General features: G+C 50.5%; 17 protein-coding genes. 11 read left to right on the top strand and 6 right to left on the bottom strand.

Annotated features, from left to right (window positions below; genetic code table 11):
• Positions 1-7: 7 nt before the first annotated feature.
• The 4 genes from frr to rpsB all read right to left on the bottom strand — a co-directional run bounded on the left by frr (position 8) and on the right by rpsB (position 3,196).
• Positions 8-565, bottom strand: coding sequence for a ribosome recycling factor (gene frr, locus O6P33_RS11570; RefSeq protein WP_269817928.1), 558 nt, complete (start codon positions 563-565; stop codon positions 8-10).
• Entirely contained in the window at positions 565-1,305 is a 741-nt protein-coding gene (gene pyrH / locus O6P33_RS11575) for a UMP kinase (RefSeq protein WP_269817929.1), read from the bottom strand. Before pyrH ends, frr begins: the two co-directional genes overlap by 1 nt.
• 178 nt (positions 1,306-1,483) lie before the next feature.
• Positions 1,484-2,356, bottom strand: coding sequence for a translation elongation factor Ts (gene tsf / locus O6P33_RS11580; RefSeq protein ID WP_269817930.1), 873 nt, complete (start codon positions 2,354-2,356; stop codon positions 1,484-1,486).
• Positions 2,357-2,467: 111 nt separating this feature from the next.
• Positions 2,468-3,196, bottom strand: coding sequence for a 30S ribosomal protein S2 (gene rpsB / locus O6P33_RS11585; RefSeq protein WP_269817931.1), 729 nt, complete (start codon positions 3,194-3,196; stop codon positions 2,468-2,470).
• 239 nt (positions 3,197-3,435) lie between these two features.
• Here rpsB and xseA point away from each other — a divergent pair, with 239 nt between their 5' ends.
• From xseA to O6P33_RS11625, 8 genes are all read left to right on the top strand, one after another.
• Positions 3,436-4,797, top strand: coding sequence for an exodeoxyribonuclease VII large subunit (gene xseA / locus O6P33_RS11590; RefSeq protein WP_269817932.1), 1,362 nt, complete (start codon positions 3,436-3,438; stop codon positions 4,795-4,797).
• Between the two features lie 112 nt (positions 4,798-4,909).
• Positions 4,910-6,151 carry a mechanosensitive ion channel family protein gene (locus O6P33_RS11595; RefSeq protein WP_420094996.1) on the top strand — a complete coding sequence of 414 codons (1,242 nt, stop codon included), beginning with the start codon at positions 4,910-4,912 and terminating at the stop codon, positions 6,149-6,151.
• 99 nt (positions 6,152-6,250) lie between these two features.
• On the top strand, positions 6,251-6,481 hold the full coding sequence (locus tag O6P33_RS11600) for a PP0621 family protein (protein ID WP_269817933.1): 231 nt from the start codon (positions 6,251-6,253) through the stop codon (positions 6,479-6,481).
• Positions 6,474-8,069 (top strand): two-component system sensor histidine kinase NtrB, encoded by a 1,596-nt coding sequence (locus tag O6P33_RS11605; protein WP_269817934.1) that lies wholly within the window; start codon positions 6,474-6,476, stop codon positions 8,067-8,069. Before O6P33_RS11600 ends, O6P33_RS11605 begins: the two co-directional genes overlap by 8 nt.
• Before the next feature lie 3 nt (positions 8,070-8,072).
• A complete protein-coding gene (locus O6P33_RS11610; protein ID WP_269817935.1) occupies positions 8,073-9,464 on the top strand; it encodes a sigma-54-dependent transcriptional regulator in 1,392 nt (463 codons plus the stop codon).
• 41 nt (positions 9,465-9,505) lie between these two features.
• Positions 9,506-9,943, top strand: coding sequence for a hypothetical protein (locus tag O6P33_RS11615; protein WP_269817936.1), 438 nt, complete (start codon positions 9,506-9,508; stop codon positions 9,941-9,943).
• A 33-nt stretch (positions 9,944-9,976) separates the two neighbouring features.
• Positions 9,977-10,399, top strand: coding sequence for an META domain-containing protein (locus O6P33_RS11620; RefSeq protein WP_269817937.1), 423 nt, complete (start codon positions 9,977-9,979; stop codon positions 10,397-10,399).
• A gap of 102 nt (positions 10,400-10,501) precedes the next feature.
• Complete coding sequence (locus tag O6P33_RS11625) at positions 10,502-11,791, top strand: M18 family aminopeptidase (protein ID WP_269817938.1); 1,290 nt, start codon at positions 10,502-10,504, stop codon at positions 11,789-11,791.
• A 68-nt stretch (positions 11,792-11,859) separates the two neighbouring features.
• Here O6P33_RS11625 and glyA read toward each other — a convergent pair whose 3' ends face one another.
• A complete protein-coding gene (gene glyA / locus O6P33_RS11630; protein WP_269817939.1) occupies positions 11,860-13,113 on the bottom strand; it encodes a serine hydroxymethyltransferase in 1,254 nt (417 codons plus the stop codon).
• Between the two features lie 376 nt (positions 13,114-13,489).
• Positions 13,490-13,666 carry a hypothetical protein gene (locus tag O6P33_RS11635; protein WP_269817940.1) on the bottom strand — a complete coding sequence of 59 codons (177 nt, stop codon included), beginning with the start codon at positions 13,664-13,666 and terminating at the stop codon, positions 13,490-13,492.
• Between the two features lie 293 nt (positions 13,667-13,959).
• Between O6P33_RS11635 and ettA the strand changes: the two genes are divergently transcribed.
• The 3 genes from ettA (at position 13,960) to O6P33_RS11650 (ending at position 17,361) form a co-directional block, all read left to right on the top strand.
• Positions 13,960-15,651, top strand: a complete 1,692-nt coding sequence (gene ettA, locus O6P33_RS11640) for an energy-dependent translational throttle protein EttA (RefSeq protein WP_269817941.1) — start codon at positions 13,960-13,962, stop codon at positions 15,649-15,651.
• A gap of 167 nt (positions 15,652-15,818) precedes the next feature.
• Positions 15,819-15,986, top strand: a complete 168-nt coding sequence (gene arfA, locus O6P33_RS11645; protein ID WP_269817942.1) for an alternative ribosome rescue factor ArfA — start codon at positions 15,819-15,821, stop codon at positions 15,984-15,986.
• 94 nt (positions 15,987-16,080) lie between these two features.
• On the top strand, positions 16,081-17,361 hold the full coding sequence (locus O6P33_RS11650) for a lytic murein transglycosylase (protein ID WP_269817943.1): 1,281 nt from the start codon (positions 16,081-16,083) through the stop codon (positions 17,359-17,361).

The raw sequence follows: 17,361 nt of genomic DNA on the forward strand, positions 1-17,361 counted from the left end.
CTCTGCTTTACACTGCCATCAAGTCAGTTTCTTTGCTGGCCAATAATTTATCAGCCTCTTCTACCGCATGGTCAGTGAGCTTTTGAATTTCATCAGCACCACGGCGCTCTTCATCTTCACTGATTTCTTTTTCTTTAACTAAATCTTTCAGCTGCGCCAAGGCATCGCGACGAATATTGCGGATCGCAACGCGAGCATTTTCAGCTTCTTGACGTGCTTGACGGGTGTAACCTTTACGGGTCTCTTCCGTCAAAGCAGGCATCGGCACACGAATAGTGGTACCCGAAGTTGCCGGATTCAAGCCTAGGTCTGAAACCAAAATGGCTTTTTCTACCGCTTGAATCATGCTTTTATCAAACACCGACAAAGCCAGCGTGCGCGAGTCTTCAACAGTAACGTTAGCCACTTGGTTCAGCGGCGTATCACTACCATAGTAAGACACCATCACTGTGTCTAAAATGCCAGGGTGAGCACGCCCTGTACGGATTTTTGCAAAAGCAGTCTGTAACGACTCAACTGACTTTTCCATACGTACCTGTGCATCTTTTCTGATCTCATTGATCATTACTTGTTTTCCTCAATCAGAGTGCCTTCCGCACCGCCTAGAACAACGTTGAGCAGCGCACCGGGCTTGTTCATATTAAATACGCGTAACGGCATATTGTGATCACGACACAAGAATATCGCCGTCAAGTCCATCACTTCTAACTTACGATCTAAGACTTCGTCGTAGGTTAAATTATCGAACTTTTCTGCATTTGGATCTTTAAGGGGATCAGCAGTATATACGCCATCGACTTTTGTTGCCTTAAGAACCACGTCTGCGTTGATTTCAATTCCGCGCAAACACCCTGCAGAGTCAGTAGTAAAGAAAGGGTTACCGGTACCCGCGGAAAAAATCACCACTTTACCTTGCTTCAAGTGACCCATGGCTTTGCGGCGATCATAATGATCAGTCACTCCAACCATGGAAATAGCTGACATCACTAGAGCAGGAATATTAGAGCGCTCTAAAGCATCACGCATGGCCAGCGAGTTCATCACAGTGGCGAGCATACCCATGTGGTCGCCGGTTACTCGATCCATCCCCACAGCAGATAAAGCAGCACCACGGAACAGGTTACCACCACCAATAACTAAGCCGACTTGCACACCAATCCCAATCAGCTGGCCAATTTCCAAGGCCATGCGATCCAGCACTTTAGGATCAATACCAAAATCCTCAGTGCCCATTAAGGCTTCTCCACTGAGCTTTAGTAAAATTCGTTTATAGCGCGGTTGGCGTCCACCGACTTGTTGGGCCATGTTTTCTTTCTCCTGCGGATGTTTTTAACAACTGTGGCGCAATCAGACCACAGCCAAGATAAATAGTGCTGTTTTAATCTGCGCCATACTACAAGACAGCCATGTAAAACACAGTGTCTTTTTTACAAAAAAGGCCGCGCGCAATTGCGGGCAGCCTTTTCATAACTATAAGCAGTGCTTATTTTTTCGAAGCAGCAACTTGCGCAGCAACTTCAGCAGCGAAATCTACTTCTTCGCCACGGTCGATACCTTCACCCACTTCAAAACGTACAAAAGATACGATAGTAGCGCCGGCATCTTTAACCAGCTTACCAACGGTAACTTCTGGGTTTTTAATGAATGCTTGCTCAACTAAGCTGGACTCAGCCAAGAACTTCTTGATACGGCCGCCAACCATGTTTTCTACGATATTGTCTGGCTTGCCTTTGATCTTGTCTTCGTTCAGCGCCATAAAGATTTCCTTTTCTTTGGCAATTGCTTCGTCAGACACTTGGGTTGGATCCAAAAACTGTGGGTTGCTAGCGGCAACGTGCATTGCCACGTCTTTAGCCAGCTCAGCATCACCACCGTTTAGGGCAACCACTACACCAATACGGTTACCGTGCAAGTAAGCACCGAGCACATCACCTTCAACACGGGCGATACGGCGAATGTTAACGTTCTCACCGCACTTAGCAACCAGCGCTTCACGTGCTGGCTCTTGTGCTGCGATAAGCGCTGCAACATCCATATCTTTATCAGCAAAAGCAACATCAAGGCTGCTGTTCACAAAACCTTTAAAGTCATCTTGCAAAGCCAAGAAGTCAGTTTGCGAGTTCACTTCAATGATCGTAGCGTTTTTGTTGTCGTCCGCTACCTTAACCGCAATAGAACCTTCAGCAGCAATGTTACCGGCTTTCTTAGCCGCTTTAATTGCACCCGCTGAACGCATGTCATCAATGGCTTTTTCAATATCGCCACCAGCTACTTCCAAAGCTTTTTTGCAATCCATCATGCCTTGTCCAGTACGCTCACGCAGTTCTTTAACCATCGCAGCAGTGATCTGAGTCATAATTCACAATCCTCTTCAATTCAGTCTTTTCAGCAGTTGCAAACTGCCTCTTCAATCAGGAAAAAAGGGGGCCTAGCCCCCTTTTCTTGTCACAGGTAGACGTTGCGAGCCTTAGCCCTCAACCACCTCAACAAATTCTTCTGCAGTCGTTGCACTGCCTTGACGCGCACGTAGAACGCGATCAGCTGCTGCACCTAGGTACAACTGTACTGCACGGATTGCGTCATCGTTACCTGGAATGATGTAATCAACACCGTCCGGGCTGCTGTTGGTATCAACGATGCCAATCACTGGGATGCCCAGCTTGTTAGCTTCGCTAATAGCAATGCGCTCGTGATCAACGTCAACCACGAACATTGCGTCAGGCAAGCCACCCATGTTCTTAATACCACCGATGCTACGCTCGAGTTTTTCTAAATCACGCGTACGCATTAAAGCTTCTTTTTTGGTCAGCTTGTCGAAGGTACCATCTTCTGCTTGCGCTTCTAGATCACGCAGACGCTTGATGGAGTCACGGATGGTTTTGTAGTTAGTTAACATACCACCTAACCAGCGGTGGTTAACGTATGGCATGTTGCAGCGTGTCGCTTGCTCGCTGATGATCTTGCTGGCCGAACGCTTAGTACCAACAAATAAAATCTTGTTCTTACCTGCTGCTAATTTCTCAATGAACGCCATTGCGTCATTGAACATTGGCAAAGTTTTTTCTAAGTTAACAATGTGAATCTTGTTACGCGCGCCAAAAATGTATTTGCCCATTTTTGGATTCCAGTAGCGAGTTTGGTGTCCAAAGTGAACACCAGCTTTTAACATGTCGCGCATAGTGACTTGTTCGGTCATGATCATTCCTAAAATAATAGTACGGGTTAGGCCTCCACATATCCCGAATCTCAACCCGAAGGCACCCAGAAACTCGTGTCGATATGTGTGTGGATTTTAAAGCTGACCTGAATAATTCAAGTGCAGCGGCGCGTTTTATACCACAGCTAGGCAAAATAACCAAATTTAAATTCAAATTAGGGCGCTGCAGCTAACTGGCAAAACTCGCATATAACCTGCACTTGCTTTATTATCAGCGCATGCTTACTGACCCATTTAAACGCTTAGGCCTTGACCGTGAAGTACTCACCGTCAGCCAGCTCAATCAACGCGCGCGCTTATTACTTGAAGATGTCTTCCCTCAGGTTTGGGTGGAAGGTGAACTCTCCAATATAGCTCGCCCAGCTTCCGGCCATGTGTACTTCACTTTAAAAGACCGCAATGCCCAAGTGCGCTGCGCTATTTTTCGCCAGCAAGCCAGCCGCGTGCGTGACCTGTTGCGTGACGGTTTACTGGTGCGGGTGCGTGGTCGCGTCTCTTTATACGAAGGCCGCGGCGATTATCAAATGATTCTCGACAGTGTTGAGGCTGCCGGCGATGGCGCTCTACGCTTAGCCTTTGAGGCGCTCAAGGCCGCACTGCAAGCCGAAGGTTTATTCGCCGCCGAAGCAAAGCAGGCACTACCGCGCTTCCCGCAACGTATTGGCGTAATCACCTCCCCGTCTGGCGCAGTGCTGCATGACATTGTTAGCGTGTTTGCCCGGCGCGCACCCCACGTGCAGTTGAGTTTAATCGCCACTGCGGTACAAGGCCGAGAAGCCACCGCGCAAATTGTGAATGCCATTGCTTTAGCCGACCACGGTCACTATGACGCTATTATTTTGGCCCGCGGTGGTGGCTCTCTGGAAGACCTTTGGTGCTTCAACGAAGAAGCAGTGGCACGCGCTATTGCAGCTTGCAGCACGCCCATTGTCAGCGCCATTGGCCATGAAACCGATGTTTCTATCAGTGACTTTGTTGCTGATGTACGCGCGCCCACCCCTTCCGCGGCGGCAGAACTGTTAGCCCCTGACCGTGCTGAACTGCTGCAACTGCTGCGCAATAGCCAACGCAGCTTTGCTTTACGTATGCAGGCAACCTTAGAACGCAAACGCACCCAGCTGCAGCACTTGCGCCAACGCTTACGTCACCCAAGAGAACGTCTGGAGCAATACAACCAGCGCTTAGATGATTTAAGTTTGCGCTTACAACGGGCCATGCAAGCCTCTTTACAGCAGCGCCAGCAAGGCTATGCGCATGTGCAACTGCGTTTATTGGTGCAGCATCCTGCAGAAACCTTAGCCAGCCAACAAAAGCGCCTAACCGGCTTGCAGCAACGCCTAGTGCGCGCCACCGAGCTGAGCCTTAAGCAGACTCGCCAGCAACTGCACAGCCTGTTACAAACCTTGCATATCGTCAGCCCGCTGGCCACCCTAGAACGCGGCTACAGTATTCTGAGCAGCGATCAGGAACAACAAATTATTCGCAGCGTCCAAGCTGTGCAGCCGCAACAAAAATTACACGCACGCTTAGCTGATGGCTACTTAACTGTGCAAGTACAGCAAATCACCCCTAAACCTTAAATGTTTAGGTCACCAACAATTATTTTTACTATTATTTTAGACAACTAAGTTCTAGATAGTTTAGGAGTGCAATATGGAAGACAACACTGGCGCGAGCATCCAAGGCGAGGTTATGTCTTGGTTCGACACGCTCAAGGACTACCCACAAATAGAAACCCTACTGGCTTTTATCGCCCTGATCGCCATAGCGGCACTGGCCAACTGGCTGGTGAAGCATATTTTGGTGCGCGGTTTTTATAATATTTTAAAACGTATGGGTGGCTCTGAGAAAAAAGACTTCGGGGTCATTAAACGCCTCTCCAATATTGTTCCTGCCTTAATTATCTCATCCAGTATTGGCTTGGTACCGGGTCTCCCCACAGCACTGGTTACAGTGATTAAAAACGTGGCTGGTGGCTTTATTATTCTTACCATCGCCTTAGCTTTAGGCGCAGTATTAGAAATCGTCAACCTGCTCTATATGCGTCGCCGTGATGCACACTTGAAGCCCATTAAAGGCTACATTCAGGTGATTAAAATCATCATTTATGCGATTGCCAGTATTCTGATTATCGCCACCTTGATTGACCGTTCACCACTGATCCTGCTGTCAGGGTTAGGTGCCATGGCTGCCGTCTTGATGTTGATTTTCCAAGACACCTTGCTGTCACTGGTGGCCAGCGTGCAGATTTCCTCAGGGGATATGATCCGCGTCGGCGACTGGATCGAAATGCCGCAACTCAATGCCGATGGTGATGTCATTGATATCGCGCTGCACACGGTAAAAATACAAAACTGGGATAAAACCATCACCACCATTCCCACCAAGCGCTTTATCAGTGATTCATTTAAAAACTGGCGCGGTATGCAAGAAAGTGGTGGCCGTCGCATTAAGCGCAGCTTGTTCATTGACCAGCACAGCATTCACTTTTTATCTGAAGACGAGCTTGAGCACTTAAAGCGTTTTAATTTATTAGATGGCTACTTTGATGACAAAATCGACGAGCTCAACAAATGGAACGAGGTGCATGTTAAGTCCAGCGACGGCAACACCTTAGACTCGCGCAAACTGACCAACATCGGTAGTTTCCGCGCCTATATTGAGCACTATATCCGCAACAACCCAGGCATCCACCAAGAAGGCATGACCTTAATGGTGCGCCAGCTCAGCCCAACGCCAGAAGGTCTGCCTATCGAAATTTACTGCTTTACCAAAAGCACAGCTTGGACCGTTTTCGAGGGCATTCAGTCTGATATTTTTGACCATTTACTGGCCATTGCCCCAGAATTTAACCTGCGTGTTTATCAGGCGCCAAGCGGCTATGACATGCGCGAAATGGGCAAGCACTTGCTGAGCAAGCAAAGCAGCAACTGATCGCGCTAAAAGCATGCGCCAAGGATGGCACTGCACAACTAAAAACCAGTTACACTTAGCGCAACTCATCCGTTATTTGCGTGCTCAAGGAGCAACACAATGGGCTTACCCCGTTTAATTTTATTGGCCATCATTATTGGTGGTGGAATTTGGTTGTGGCGTCGCTTTAATAACCGCAACAGCAGCACAAGCCAACAACCAGCTACACATACCATGGTGCGCTGCGCCCATTGCCAGGTGCACCTGCCGCAAGAACGTGCCCAGCAAAAAGGCCAAAACTGGTATTGCAGCAACGAACACCTCCAGCAAGGCCCGCAAGCCCGTGACTAAACAGCTCCTTGCTGTATCAGGACAGCAAGGGCAGCGTATTCTGCGGCTCTACCACCTCTACCGCCTCCTGATCGGCTTTGCCTTAGTTTTGCTCAGCTCGAGCGATGTGGATGGCCACTTACTCGACCTTGCTCACGCTCAGCTGTTTAAGTATGGCAGTTGGACTTATCTGACGGTCAATATCATTGCTACTGCCAGCATGCACCGCAGCGACCGTTTGCTGCCGGTATTTGCTTTAGCCTTATATGATGTGGCGCAGCTGAGTTTATTGTTTTACGCCGCCGGCGGCACTCCCAGCGGGATTGGCAATTTAATTATTGTCGCCGTGGCCGTGGCCAATATTCTACTGCGTGGACGCATTGGCTTTTTAATTGCTGCCGTAGCTGCTGCAGGTATTATTTACCTGACCTTTTATTTGAGCCTGTCTAACCCAGCCGCCAGCAATCAATTTATGCAGGCCGGTATTTTGGGCTCGCTGTGTTTTGCTGCAGCGTTCTTTGTGCAGAGTCTCAGCCGCCGTTTGCGCGCCAGTGAGTACCTTGCCGAGCAGCGCGCTGGTGATGTAGCGAACCTAGAAGAACTCAACGCTGTGGTGATTGAGCGGATGCGCACCGGCATTATTGTCTTAGATGCCGACCACCGCGTCTTACAGGTCAACCAATCAGCGCTGACCTTAATGGGCTTGGAAAAACTCCTCGGCCGCATTCTCGATCCGCACTTCCCAGCCCTTATTACTGCTTTCGAGCAATGGCAAAACAACCCATCGCTGCGCACCAGCCCCTTTGAGTCGGCACTCAGCGGCACCCAAATACAAGCCAGCTTTGTCAGACTGCAGCACAATGACAACTTACAAATTTTGATTTTCTTAGAAGACAACTCCCAGCTCAATCAACACGCCCAGCAGCTTAAACTTGCCTCATTAGGCCGTTTAACCGCCGGTATTGCCCACGAGATTCGCAACCCTCTGGGCGCTATTAGCCATGCGGCGCAACTGCTGCATGAGTCCCCGGCACTGGACAACGCAGACCGGCGCTTAGCACAAATTATTCAAGATCAATCGCGGCGCATGAATACCGTGATTGAAAACGTCCTGCAGCTGTCTCGACAGCGTGATGCCGAGCCACAACTGCTGGATTTAAAATATTGGCTGCACCGTTTTGCCAGCGAATTTCGAGAGCAAGCACCAGCCAATAAAACCCTGCATCTGAGCACCAAGGGGCGCGGTTTAAAAACCCGCATGGACCCGCACCAACTGGATCAAGTACTGATGAATCTGGTGGAGAACGGCATGCGCTACAGCAGTAAAAACCATGCACAAAGTCAGGTTTGGTTGCTGCTCTACCGCCACCCGCAAACCGACTTACCGACTTTGGAAGTGCAAGATGATGGCCCCGGCGTTGAACTAGGCGACCAGCACAGCCTCTTCGAGCCTTTTTTCACTACGGAAAACAAAGGCACGGGGCTTGGCTTGTATATTTCCCGAGAGCTCTGTGAAAGCAACCAAGCCCGTTTAGACTACAGCCCCCGTGCCGACGGCGGCAGCTGCTTTAGAATCACCTTTGCACACCCGCACAAATTGAGCGCATAACTTATGAGTCAACAAACAGCCCTAATCATTGATGACGAACCTGATATTCGTGAGCTTTTGGAGATCACTCTTGGCCGCATGAACCTGCACACCCGCAGCGCTTGCAATGTCAAAGAGGCTTACCAATGGCTCGAACGTGAATCTTTCGATCTTTGTTTAACGGACATGCGCTTACCAGACGGCACGGGTCTAGACATCATTAAGTTTGTGCAAAAAAACCACAGCCAAACGCCCATTGCCATGATCACCGCTTACGGTTGCGTGGACACGGCCACCCAAGCTTTAAAAGCCGGAGCCTTTGATTTTATTACCAAGCCTGTGGACCTTGTGCGTTTACGGGAACTGGTCAGCAGCGCCTTGCGTTTGCGCAAAGAACCTACCGCGCCAGCGCCAGTGACTGAAGGCCCACTCTTAGGCAGTTCGTTACCGATGCAAAAACTGCGCAGCCAAATTGCTAAACTGGCCCGCAGCCAAGCCCCGGTCTACATCAGCGGTGAGTCAGGCAGTGGTAAAGAGTTGGTCGCACGGCAAATCCACCAGCAAGGTGGGCGCGCACAACAGCCCTTTATTCCAGTCAACTGCGGTGCGATTCCTGCAGAACTGATGGAAAGTGAATTTTTTGGCCATAAAAAAGGCAGTTTTAGTGGTGCCACAGAGGATAAACCGGGGTTATTTCAAGCTGCCCATGGCGGGACTTTGTTTCTCGATGAAGTGGCGGACTTGCCCTTGGCCATGCAAGTTAAATTGCTGCGCGCTTTACAAGAAAAAGCCATTCGCCCTGTGGGCAGTCAGCAAGAGCAATTGGTTGATGTACGCATTTTAAGCGCCACCCATAAAAACCTTGCCCATGAAGTTGCTGCCGAGCGTTTTCGTCAAGACTTATACTACCGCCTCAATGTGATTGAGCTGTTAGTACCGCCGCTGCGTGAGCGTCCAGAAGACATTGAGCAACTGAGCAATTCTATTTTAGCGCGCTTAAGTGCCGATGGTTTACCCGTGCGCCTACACCCAGATGCCTTAGCCAAACTGCAAGGCTATATTTTTTCCGGCAACGTGCGTGAACTGGAAAATATTTTGGAGCGGGCCTACACCTTAGCTGAGGGTGAGTTTATTCATCCCCATGATTTAAAAACCAACCACATGCCCAGCGCGGCACCGCAACCAACAGTCGCAGCAAAAGCGCAAGCAGCCCCACAGCACGCCTCTAGTAACGACCTTAGCCAGCACGCTCTGGAAAGCATCGATAACCTTGAAGAGCACTTAGAAGAGGTTGAGCGCAAACTGATCACTCAAGCCCTTGAAGAAACCCGCTGGAACCGCACAGCTGCAGCAGAGCGTCTGGGCCTAACCTTCCGTTCATTGCGCTACCGTTTAAAAAAGCTGGGCATTGATTAATAGCTTGGCGTCACCGTGGTTACTATTTTTTGGAGATCGGCATGGCCGAACACGATTTTCGTTACACCCTACTCAACCCGCAGCACACCCTAACCGAGTGCCGCGCACTGATTCCAGGACAGTATCAAGTCACTGGCGTTGGCGGCGCCATTCAAGTGGGTGATATTTTGCATGTCAGCCTTAAGGGCAGCAAATCACTGAGTATGCGCCTGCAAGTGAGCAAAGTCCGTCACCTGATAAACCCACCCGGGCAATGGACCGCTGTAGCGACCGGCCCAGCCTTTAAAGAGTTAGCCATTCATTCCTGGCAAGTACAGTGCGATGGCTGCAATAGCTTATTGGATTTAGAGTTCGCCGTGGATGCCAGTCTTGGTAAAGCAGCTCAGCAACCGGCTGCCGAACAACGCTTATTAGAACTGGGCTGGATTAACCGTGATGGGCGCCACCTGTGCCGCAGCTGTCAAAAAGCTGAAGCCTAAGGGCGTTTTTATCCAATTGCAGAGGTAGCAACCATGCAAAAAATCATTTTACTGGCCTGCGCTGCCGCGACCTTAACCGCCTGCAGCAGCCAGGGCAACCCGATGCAGCTGCGAAGCTCATCCAGCTATCAAGTTGAATGGATTGCTGAGCGGCCATTAATTGACCGCAGCATGCTCACCTTAAACTTTGTTGATCAGCAACGTGTGGCCGGCTTAGCGGGCTGTAATAACTGGTCAGCCCAGTACCAACTGAATGGCAACACCTTCAGCCTAGAGAATATTGTGACCACCCGTAAGCTCTGTGCACCAGCATTGATGGAGCAAGAGCAGCGCTTTTTAGCCGCCTTAGCCAAGGTGCAACGTTGGCAGTTTGCCGAGCATCAGCAATTGCTGCTCTGGCCCGCTCAAGGTGCGCCTATCAAGCTGTGGCCCATTGCGCCAGCCGCGTCCAACTGAGCCTTGCGCATTGGCCGCGAACGCTCAACGCAAATGCCACAAGTCGCCGCGCACGGCCAACAATGCTAAGCTTTTATTATTATTTTGATTGCTGGAGTTACCATGTACAACGCGCCCAGTCAGGGTTTATTGGATTTTTTACACAACTCACCCAGCCCTTTTCATGCCACGCAAAGCATGTGTGCGGCGCTGCAAGCAGCCGGCTATATCGCTTTAGATGAGCGTGAAACATGGCAGCTAGAGGCACAGGGGCGCTATTACGTGACCCGTAATGACTCCTCAATTATTGCTTTTAAACTGGGCCAACACGATCCAGCTGCCCATGGCATTCGCATGGTTGGTGCGCACACTGACAGCCCCTGTCTTAAAGTCAAACCACAACCAGAGCTCACGGCGCACAGCTATTGGCAGCTGGGTGTTGAAGTCTATGGTGGCGTTTTACTGAGCCCTTGGTTTGACCGCGATTTATCACTGGCGGGACGTGTCACTTTTAAGCACGAACAGCAATTACAAAGCTGCTTAATTGATTTTAAGCAGGCCATTGCCACGATTCCCAGCCTCGCGATCCACCTCAACCGCGAGGCCAATACCGGCTGGGCGATTAATGCGCAAACTGAATTGCCGCCGATTCTAGCGCAGCTACACGGGGAAGAAAGCCAAGATTTCCGCAGCCTACTGGCCGAGCAACTGCAGCGCGAACACGGCATTCAAGATGCCGAAGTTTTAGACTATGAGCTGTGTTTTTATGACAGCCAACCGGCAGCAGTGATTGGTCTGCAGCAAGACTTTATCGCCGGAGCACGCTTGGATAACTTGCTGTCGTGCTACGCCGGCTTAACCGCCCTACTCAATAGCGATGATCAATACAGCCAGATTCTGGTGTGCACTGATCACGAGGAAGTGGGTTCTAACTCTGCTTGTGGCGCTGACGGCCCATTTTTAGAGCAGGTGTTGCGCCGTATTTTAATTAGCGAAGATGACTTTGTGCGCAGTGTGCAGCACTCTTTACTGATTTCCGCGGATAACGCCCACGGTATTCACCCCAACTATGCGGATAAGCATGATGGTAATCACGGCCCGCTCCTTAATCAGGGGCCGGTAATTAAGGTTAACGCCAACCAGCGTTACGCCACCAACAGCGAAACTTCGAGTTTCTTTAAGCTGCTCTGCCAGCAAACAAAGGTGCCGGTACAAAGCTTTGTCACCCGCAGTGATATGGGTTGTGGCTCTACTATTGGTCCCATTACTGCCGGCCAATTGGGTGTGCAAACCATTGATATTGGCGTGCCGACCTTTGCCATGCACTCAATTCGTGAGCTAGCGGGCAGCAAAGATTTAGGCTATCTGGTTCAGGTGTTGCAAGCTTTTTATAACAGCACAAACTTGCCTTAAGAGTCTAACAGCTGTTTGCTAGACACAAAAAACCCAGCCTAGGCTGGGTTTTTTGTTGCAGCAGATTCTTAGTTGCCGTATACCGGGAACTTCGCGCAAACTGCTTGTACTTTAGCGCGTACCGTGTCAATCACGGAGGTGTCGCCCATGTTGTCGAGGATGTCGCAAATCCAGCCTGCCAACTCACGGCACTCAGCTTCTTTGAAGCCGCGCGTGGTTACTGCTGGGGTACCGATGCGCAAACCTGAGGTTACAAAAGGTGAGCGTGGATCGTTAGGTACGGAGTTTTTGTTCACGGTAATAAAGGCTTCGCCTAAAGCAGCATCTGCATCTTTACCGGTGATGTCTTGTTTGATCAGGGAAACGAGGAACAGGTGGTTAAAGGTGCCGCCTGATACCACATCAAAACCGCGCTCCATGAATACGTCTGCCATGGTTTGGGCATTTTTGATGACTTGTTTTTGATACTCTTTAAACTCAGGTTGCAGGGCTTCTTTAAAGCAAATTGCTTTACCAGCAATCACGTGCTCCAGTGGGCCACCTTGGGTGCCTGGGAAGACTGCGGAGTTGAGTTTTTTCTCAATGGTTTCGTTAGCGCGGGCTAAAATCAAGCCGCCACGTGGGCCGCGTAGGGTTTTGTGGGTAGTGGTGGTGACCACGTCTGCGTATGGTACTGGGTTGGGGTAAACACCGGCAGCAACCAGTCCGGCAACGTGGGCCATGTCGACAAACAGGTAAGCACCTACTTTGTCGGCAATTTCACGGAAGCGTGGGAAGTCGAGAACCTGTGAGTAGGCTGAGAAACCGGCTACGATCATTTTTGGTTTGTGCTCTACAGCCAAGCGTTCAACTTCGTCGTAGTCAATTAAGCCTGCTTCGTTAATGCCGTACTGGATGGCGTTGTAAAGTTTACCTGAGGAGCTGACGCTCGCACCGTGAGTCAAGTGACCGCCGTGTGCTAGGCTCATGCCAAGAATTGTGTCGCCACCTTCCAATAACGCTAAGTAAACAGCGGCGTTGGCTTGTGAGCCTGCGTGCGGCTGGACGTTGGCGTAATCTGCACCAAAGAGCTCTTTAGCGCGGTCAATGGCCAGTTGTTCAATAATATCGACGTACTCGCAACCACCGTAGTAGCGCTTTCCTGGGTAGCCTTCGGCGTATTTATTGGTCAGCACAGAACCTTGTGCCTCCATTACCGCAGGGCTGGTGTAGTTTTCAGATGCAATCAGCTCAATGTGCTCTTCTTGGCGCTGGGCTTCTTTCTCCATCGCATCAAAAAGTTCGGCGTCATATCGGGCAATAGTCAAATCACGGCTGAACATAGCGGTCCTCATGGAATCAACAAGGCTAATAAAAGTTATAAGCTGGAGATTCTACAGTATCTAAACGGCCTTGGCACATGAAAGGCGATCACTCTGACAATAAGTCTTACTCACGCTGAGTTTATGCGGCACAACTCTTACTCTGAAGCACTTTGCGCACCATTTTATCTATTTATGTGCAAGGTGCACCTAGCTGATGCTGCAGCGCAGCGTACACCCCTGTGTTTTTCTGATAATCACTAAAGATCCTGACTAAGCAACGTATGCGCAAGGCGCACCTCGCTGATGTTGCTCTTCCCTCAACGGGTCATCCTGACCCCATTCGGGCGTTACGCCGTCCATGGCTACGCTAGCCGCAGCACCAGCGAGGCGCTGCTTAACCATCAGCAAACTGCTCAAGCCCGCAGTACGGCTCATTTATCTCAACCGACCAGTAAATCTGTTTGGCTATTTGCGCCAAAACCAATTCAAAATGCAGCAGTGAGAAATAACTGAGAGCAAGACTTTCATCGCTTTTATCCAGACCGCTACTGCAATCATGCAAAATATACATAGGCTTAACCCGTGCTGCAGGGTTGCTGTGATGAGCGAAGCCAAGGATGGCGCAGCGCCGGAGTTGAACCCCGGATGGGTTCATCGACGGACAAACAGCAATGCTGCAGCGCAGCGTACACCCCTGTGTTTTTCTGACATTCACTAAAGATCCTGACTAAGCAACGTATGCGCAAGGCGCCCCAGACAAGGCTGCTAATTTATCTATAAAACGCTACAATCAGCGCATTCGACGAGGGACTTAACGCGCACTCGCAGCAAGCCCCGACCTCCCCCTAACTAATCAGGTAATCCATGTCAAAAGATAACAAAAGCGGACAAACAGGTTCTTACGTTTTTACCATGCATCGCCTCGGCAAAGTTGTGCCGCCTAAGCGCGAAATTTTAAAAGACATCTCACTGTCCTTTTTCCCCGGCGCAAAAATTGGCGTATTAGGCTTAAACGGCTCAGGCAAATCCACCCTACTGCGCATCATGGCCGGCGTAGACACCGAATTTAACGGCGAAGCACGCGCCATGCCAGGCTTAAACATCGGCTACTTACCACAAGAACCACAGCTTGACCCAGAAAAAACCGTACGCGAAATCGTTGAAGAAGCCCTCAGCGAAATCAAAGCAGCACAAACACGCCTCGACGAAGTCTACGCAGCCTACGCCGAACCCGATGCCGACTTTGATGCCCTCGCCAGCGAACAAGCCAAACTAGAAGCCATCATCCAAGCCAGCGATGGCCACAACATCGAACGCCAACTAGAAGTTGCCGCCGACGCCCTACGCCTACCCGCTTGGGATGCAAAAATTGAACACTTATCCGGTGGAGAAAAGCGCCGCGTCGCCCTCTGCCGCTTATTATTATCCGCACCGGACATGCTGCTGCTGGATGAGCCGACGAACCACTTGGATGCCGACTCCGTCGCTTGGCTCGAGCGCTTCCTACATGACTTCACCGGCACAGTCGTAGCCATCACCCACGACCGCTACTTCCTCGACAACGTCGCCGGTTGGATCCTCGAGCTAGACCGCGGCCAAGGCATCCCCTTTGAAGGCAACTACTCACAATGGCTCGAAGCCAAAGCCGCACGCCTCAGCCAAGAAGCCAAACAAGAGTCATCCCACAATAAAGCCATGAAAGCAGAGCTGGAGTGGGTGCGCCAAGGAGCCAAAGGCCGACAAGCCAAATCCAAAGCACGCCTATCCCGCTTTGAAGAAATGCAGTCGCAAGAATTCCAAAAGCGCAGCGAAACCAACGAAATTTACATCCCTGCCGGTGAGCGCCTAGGCGACCAAGTCATTGAAGTGAACGGCGTCAGCAAAGCCTATGGTGATCGCGTACTGATTGATAACCTCTCCTTCTCTCTACCCAAAGGCGCCATTGTTGGCGTAATTGGTGGTAACGGAGCCGGTAAATCAACATTGTTTCGCATGATCATGGGTGTTGAGCAGCCCGACTCTGGCGAAATCATTATCGGCGAAAGCGTCAAGCTGGCCAGCGTTGACCAACAGCGCGATGAGCTGGATGGCTCAAAAACTGTTTGGGAGCAAATTTCTGACGGCTACGACATGATCAAAGTAGGCAACTATGAAGTGCCATCGCGCGGTTACGTGGGGCGTTTTAACTTTAAAGGCTCTGACCAGCAAAAACTGGTCAAAGACCTGTCTGGCGGTGAACGTGGTCGCTTGCACTTAGCCCTAACCCTCAAGCAAGGGGCTAACGTACTGTTATTGGACGAACCTTCCAACGACTTGGACGTAGAAACCTTACGCGCCCTAGAAGAAGCCTTACTGGACTTCCCAGGCTCCGCCATTGTTATCTCCCACGACCGTTGGTTCTTAGACCGTATTGCCACGCACATCTTGGCGTATGAAGATGACTCCAGCGTTGTCTTCTTCGAAGGTAACTACACCGAATACGAAGCCGACCGCAGAGCTCGCTTAGGTGACGCTGCGGCGCAACCCAAGCGCGTGCGGTATAAGCGCTTAGCTTAAGCGTTAAGATATTTCTGCCAGCCCAGGGCACTTTTTGTCGTGCTCTGGGTCTTAACAGTGCTAGACAAACAACCAGCGGATAATCATACAATGCAGTAAAATATTCAGAGTGCTAAACACAGCGCTCTCAACACCAGCACGAGCCAACTGCTCGTTAGGAGAAAAACATGAGTCAGGGGTCTAAGAAGCGCCCAAACAAAGCTAAATCCATCATTGCTCAACCGCTGTTTCGCAGCCGCCAAGAGCAACCCAAAAAAGGTAAAGGCAGCTATCGCCGCAACCAAAAAGCCTCAAGGTATAACAGCCCTGAGGCTTTTCTTTTTCTGGCAGCTTAAGTTGCGCCACTGACTCTCCCATAATCCAAATAACTCGCTTTATATTACTAACTGGCGTGTTAAAGTTGAGCCCTAATCTACGTTGAGATACCCCATGTTTGAGCGCTTACCCTCTTTTACCTTATTGATGGTCATTGGCCTATATGTCAATCAAGCCAGTGCGAACACTCTAACTCCGCCAGCGACGCCTGGTATTTCAACAGCAAGCACAGCCAAAATTACGCCTGTGGCGACTGCGCAAAGCTTTGCTGACTGGCGCGCAGGTTTGCGTATGCAAGCCATTAATGAAGGCATTAGCCCCCTCGTTTTTGAGCAGGCCTTTGCTGGCGTTACCCCAGACCCACAGGTCATTGCTGCGGATCAGAGCCAACCCGAATTCAGTCGTCCGGTCTGGGAATACTTAGACAGTGCAGTGTCATCTTGGCGTGTTGCCCGTGGCAAAGCCCTGCTGGCCGAGCATGCCAAAACCTTACAAGCCATCGAAGCACGCTATCAAGTGGACTCCAGTATTCTAGTGGCCGTTTGGGGCATGGAAAGCAGCTTTGGCCGACAAATTGGCGACAAAAATGTAATTCGCTCACTGGCGACCTTGGCCTACGAAGGCCGCCGCAGTGCTTTTTGGCGCAGTCAGTTAATTGCTGCCCTACATATTTTACAAGAGGGTGATACCAGTATTAACGGTATGCTCGGCTCTTGGGCTGGAGCCATGGGGCAAACCCAGTTTATGCCCACCACTTACCTGCAATACGCCGTTGATTTTGATGGTGATGGTCGCCGTGACATCTGGCAATCCAGCGCCGATGCCCTTGCTTCCGCGGCCAACTATTTAAATCAGTCCGGTTGGCAACCGCAACAAACTTGGGGTTTTGCAGTGCAGTTACCGCGCAACTTTGATTATGCCATCGCCGACGGCGTACAGAGCAAAACCTTAGCGCAGTGGCAGGCGCTAGGCATCAGCGCTGACACTGACATGAGTTCTGCACAGATGGCGCAACAAACTGCGACGTTATTCTTGCCTAGCGGTTATCAAGGTCCAGCCTATTTGTTGCTGAATAACTTTCGCAGTATTTTAAAATACAACAACTCATCATCGTATGCGTTGGCCATTGGCTTACTCGCCAATGCGTTGCAAGGTGATTACAGCCCCGCAACTAACTGGCCAAAACACGACCGCATGCTCAGCCGCAAAGAACGCACCGAGCTACAAACACTGCTCAATCAATTGGGTTTTGATAGCGGCAAGCCCGACGGTATTATCGGCGTTAACTCACGCCAAGCAGTGCGCAGCTTTCAGCAAGCTCAGGGCTTACCAGCAGACGGTTACCCTAATGCGCAGCTATTAGAGAATGTACGCCGCGTTGCCAAAGGGCAGTAA

This window comes from Denitrificimonas caeni (genome assembly GCF_027498055.1).
Classification (GTDB): Bacteria; Pseudomonadota; Gammaproteobacteria; order Pseudomonadales; family Pseudomonadaceae; genus Denitrificimonas.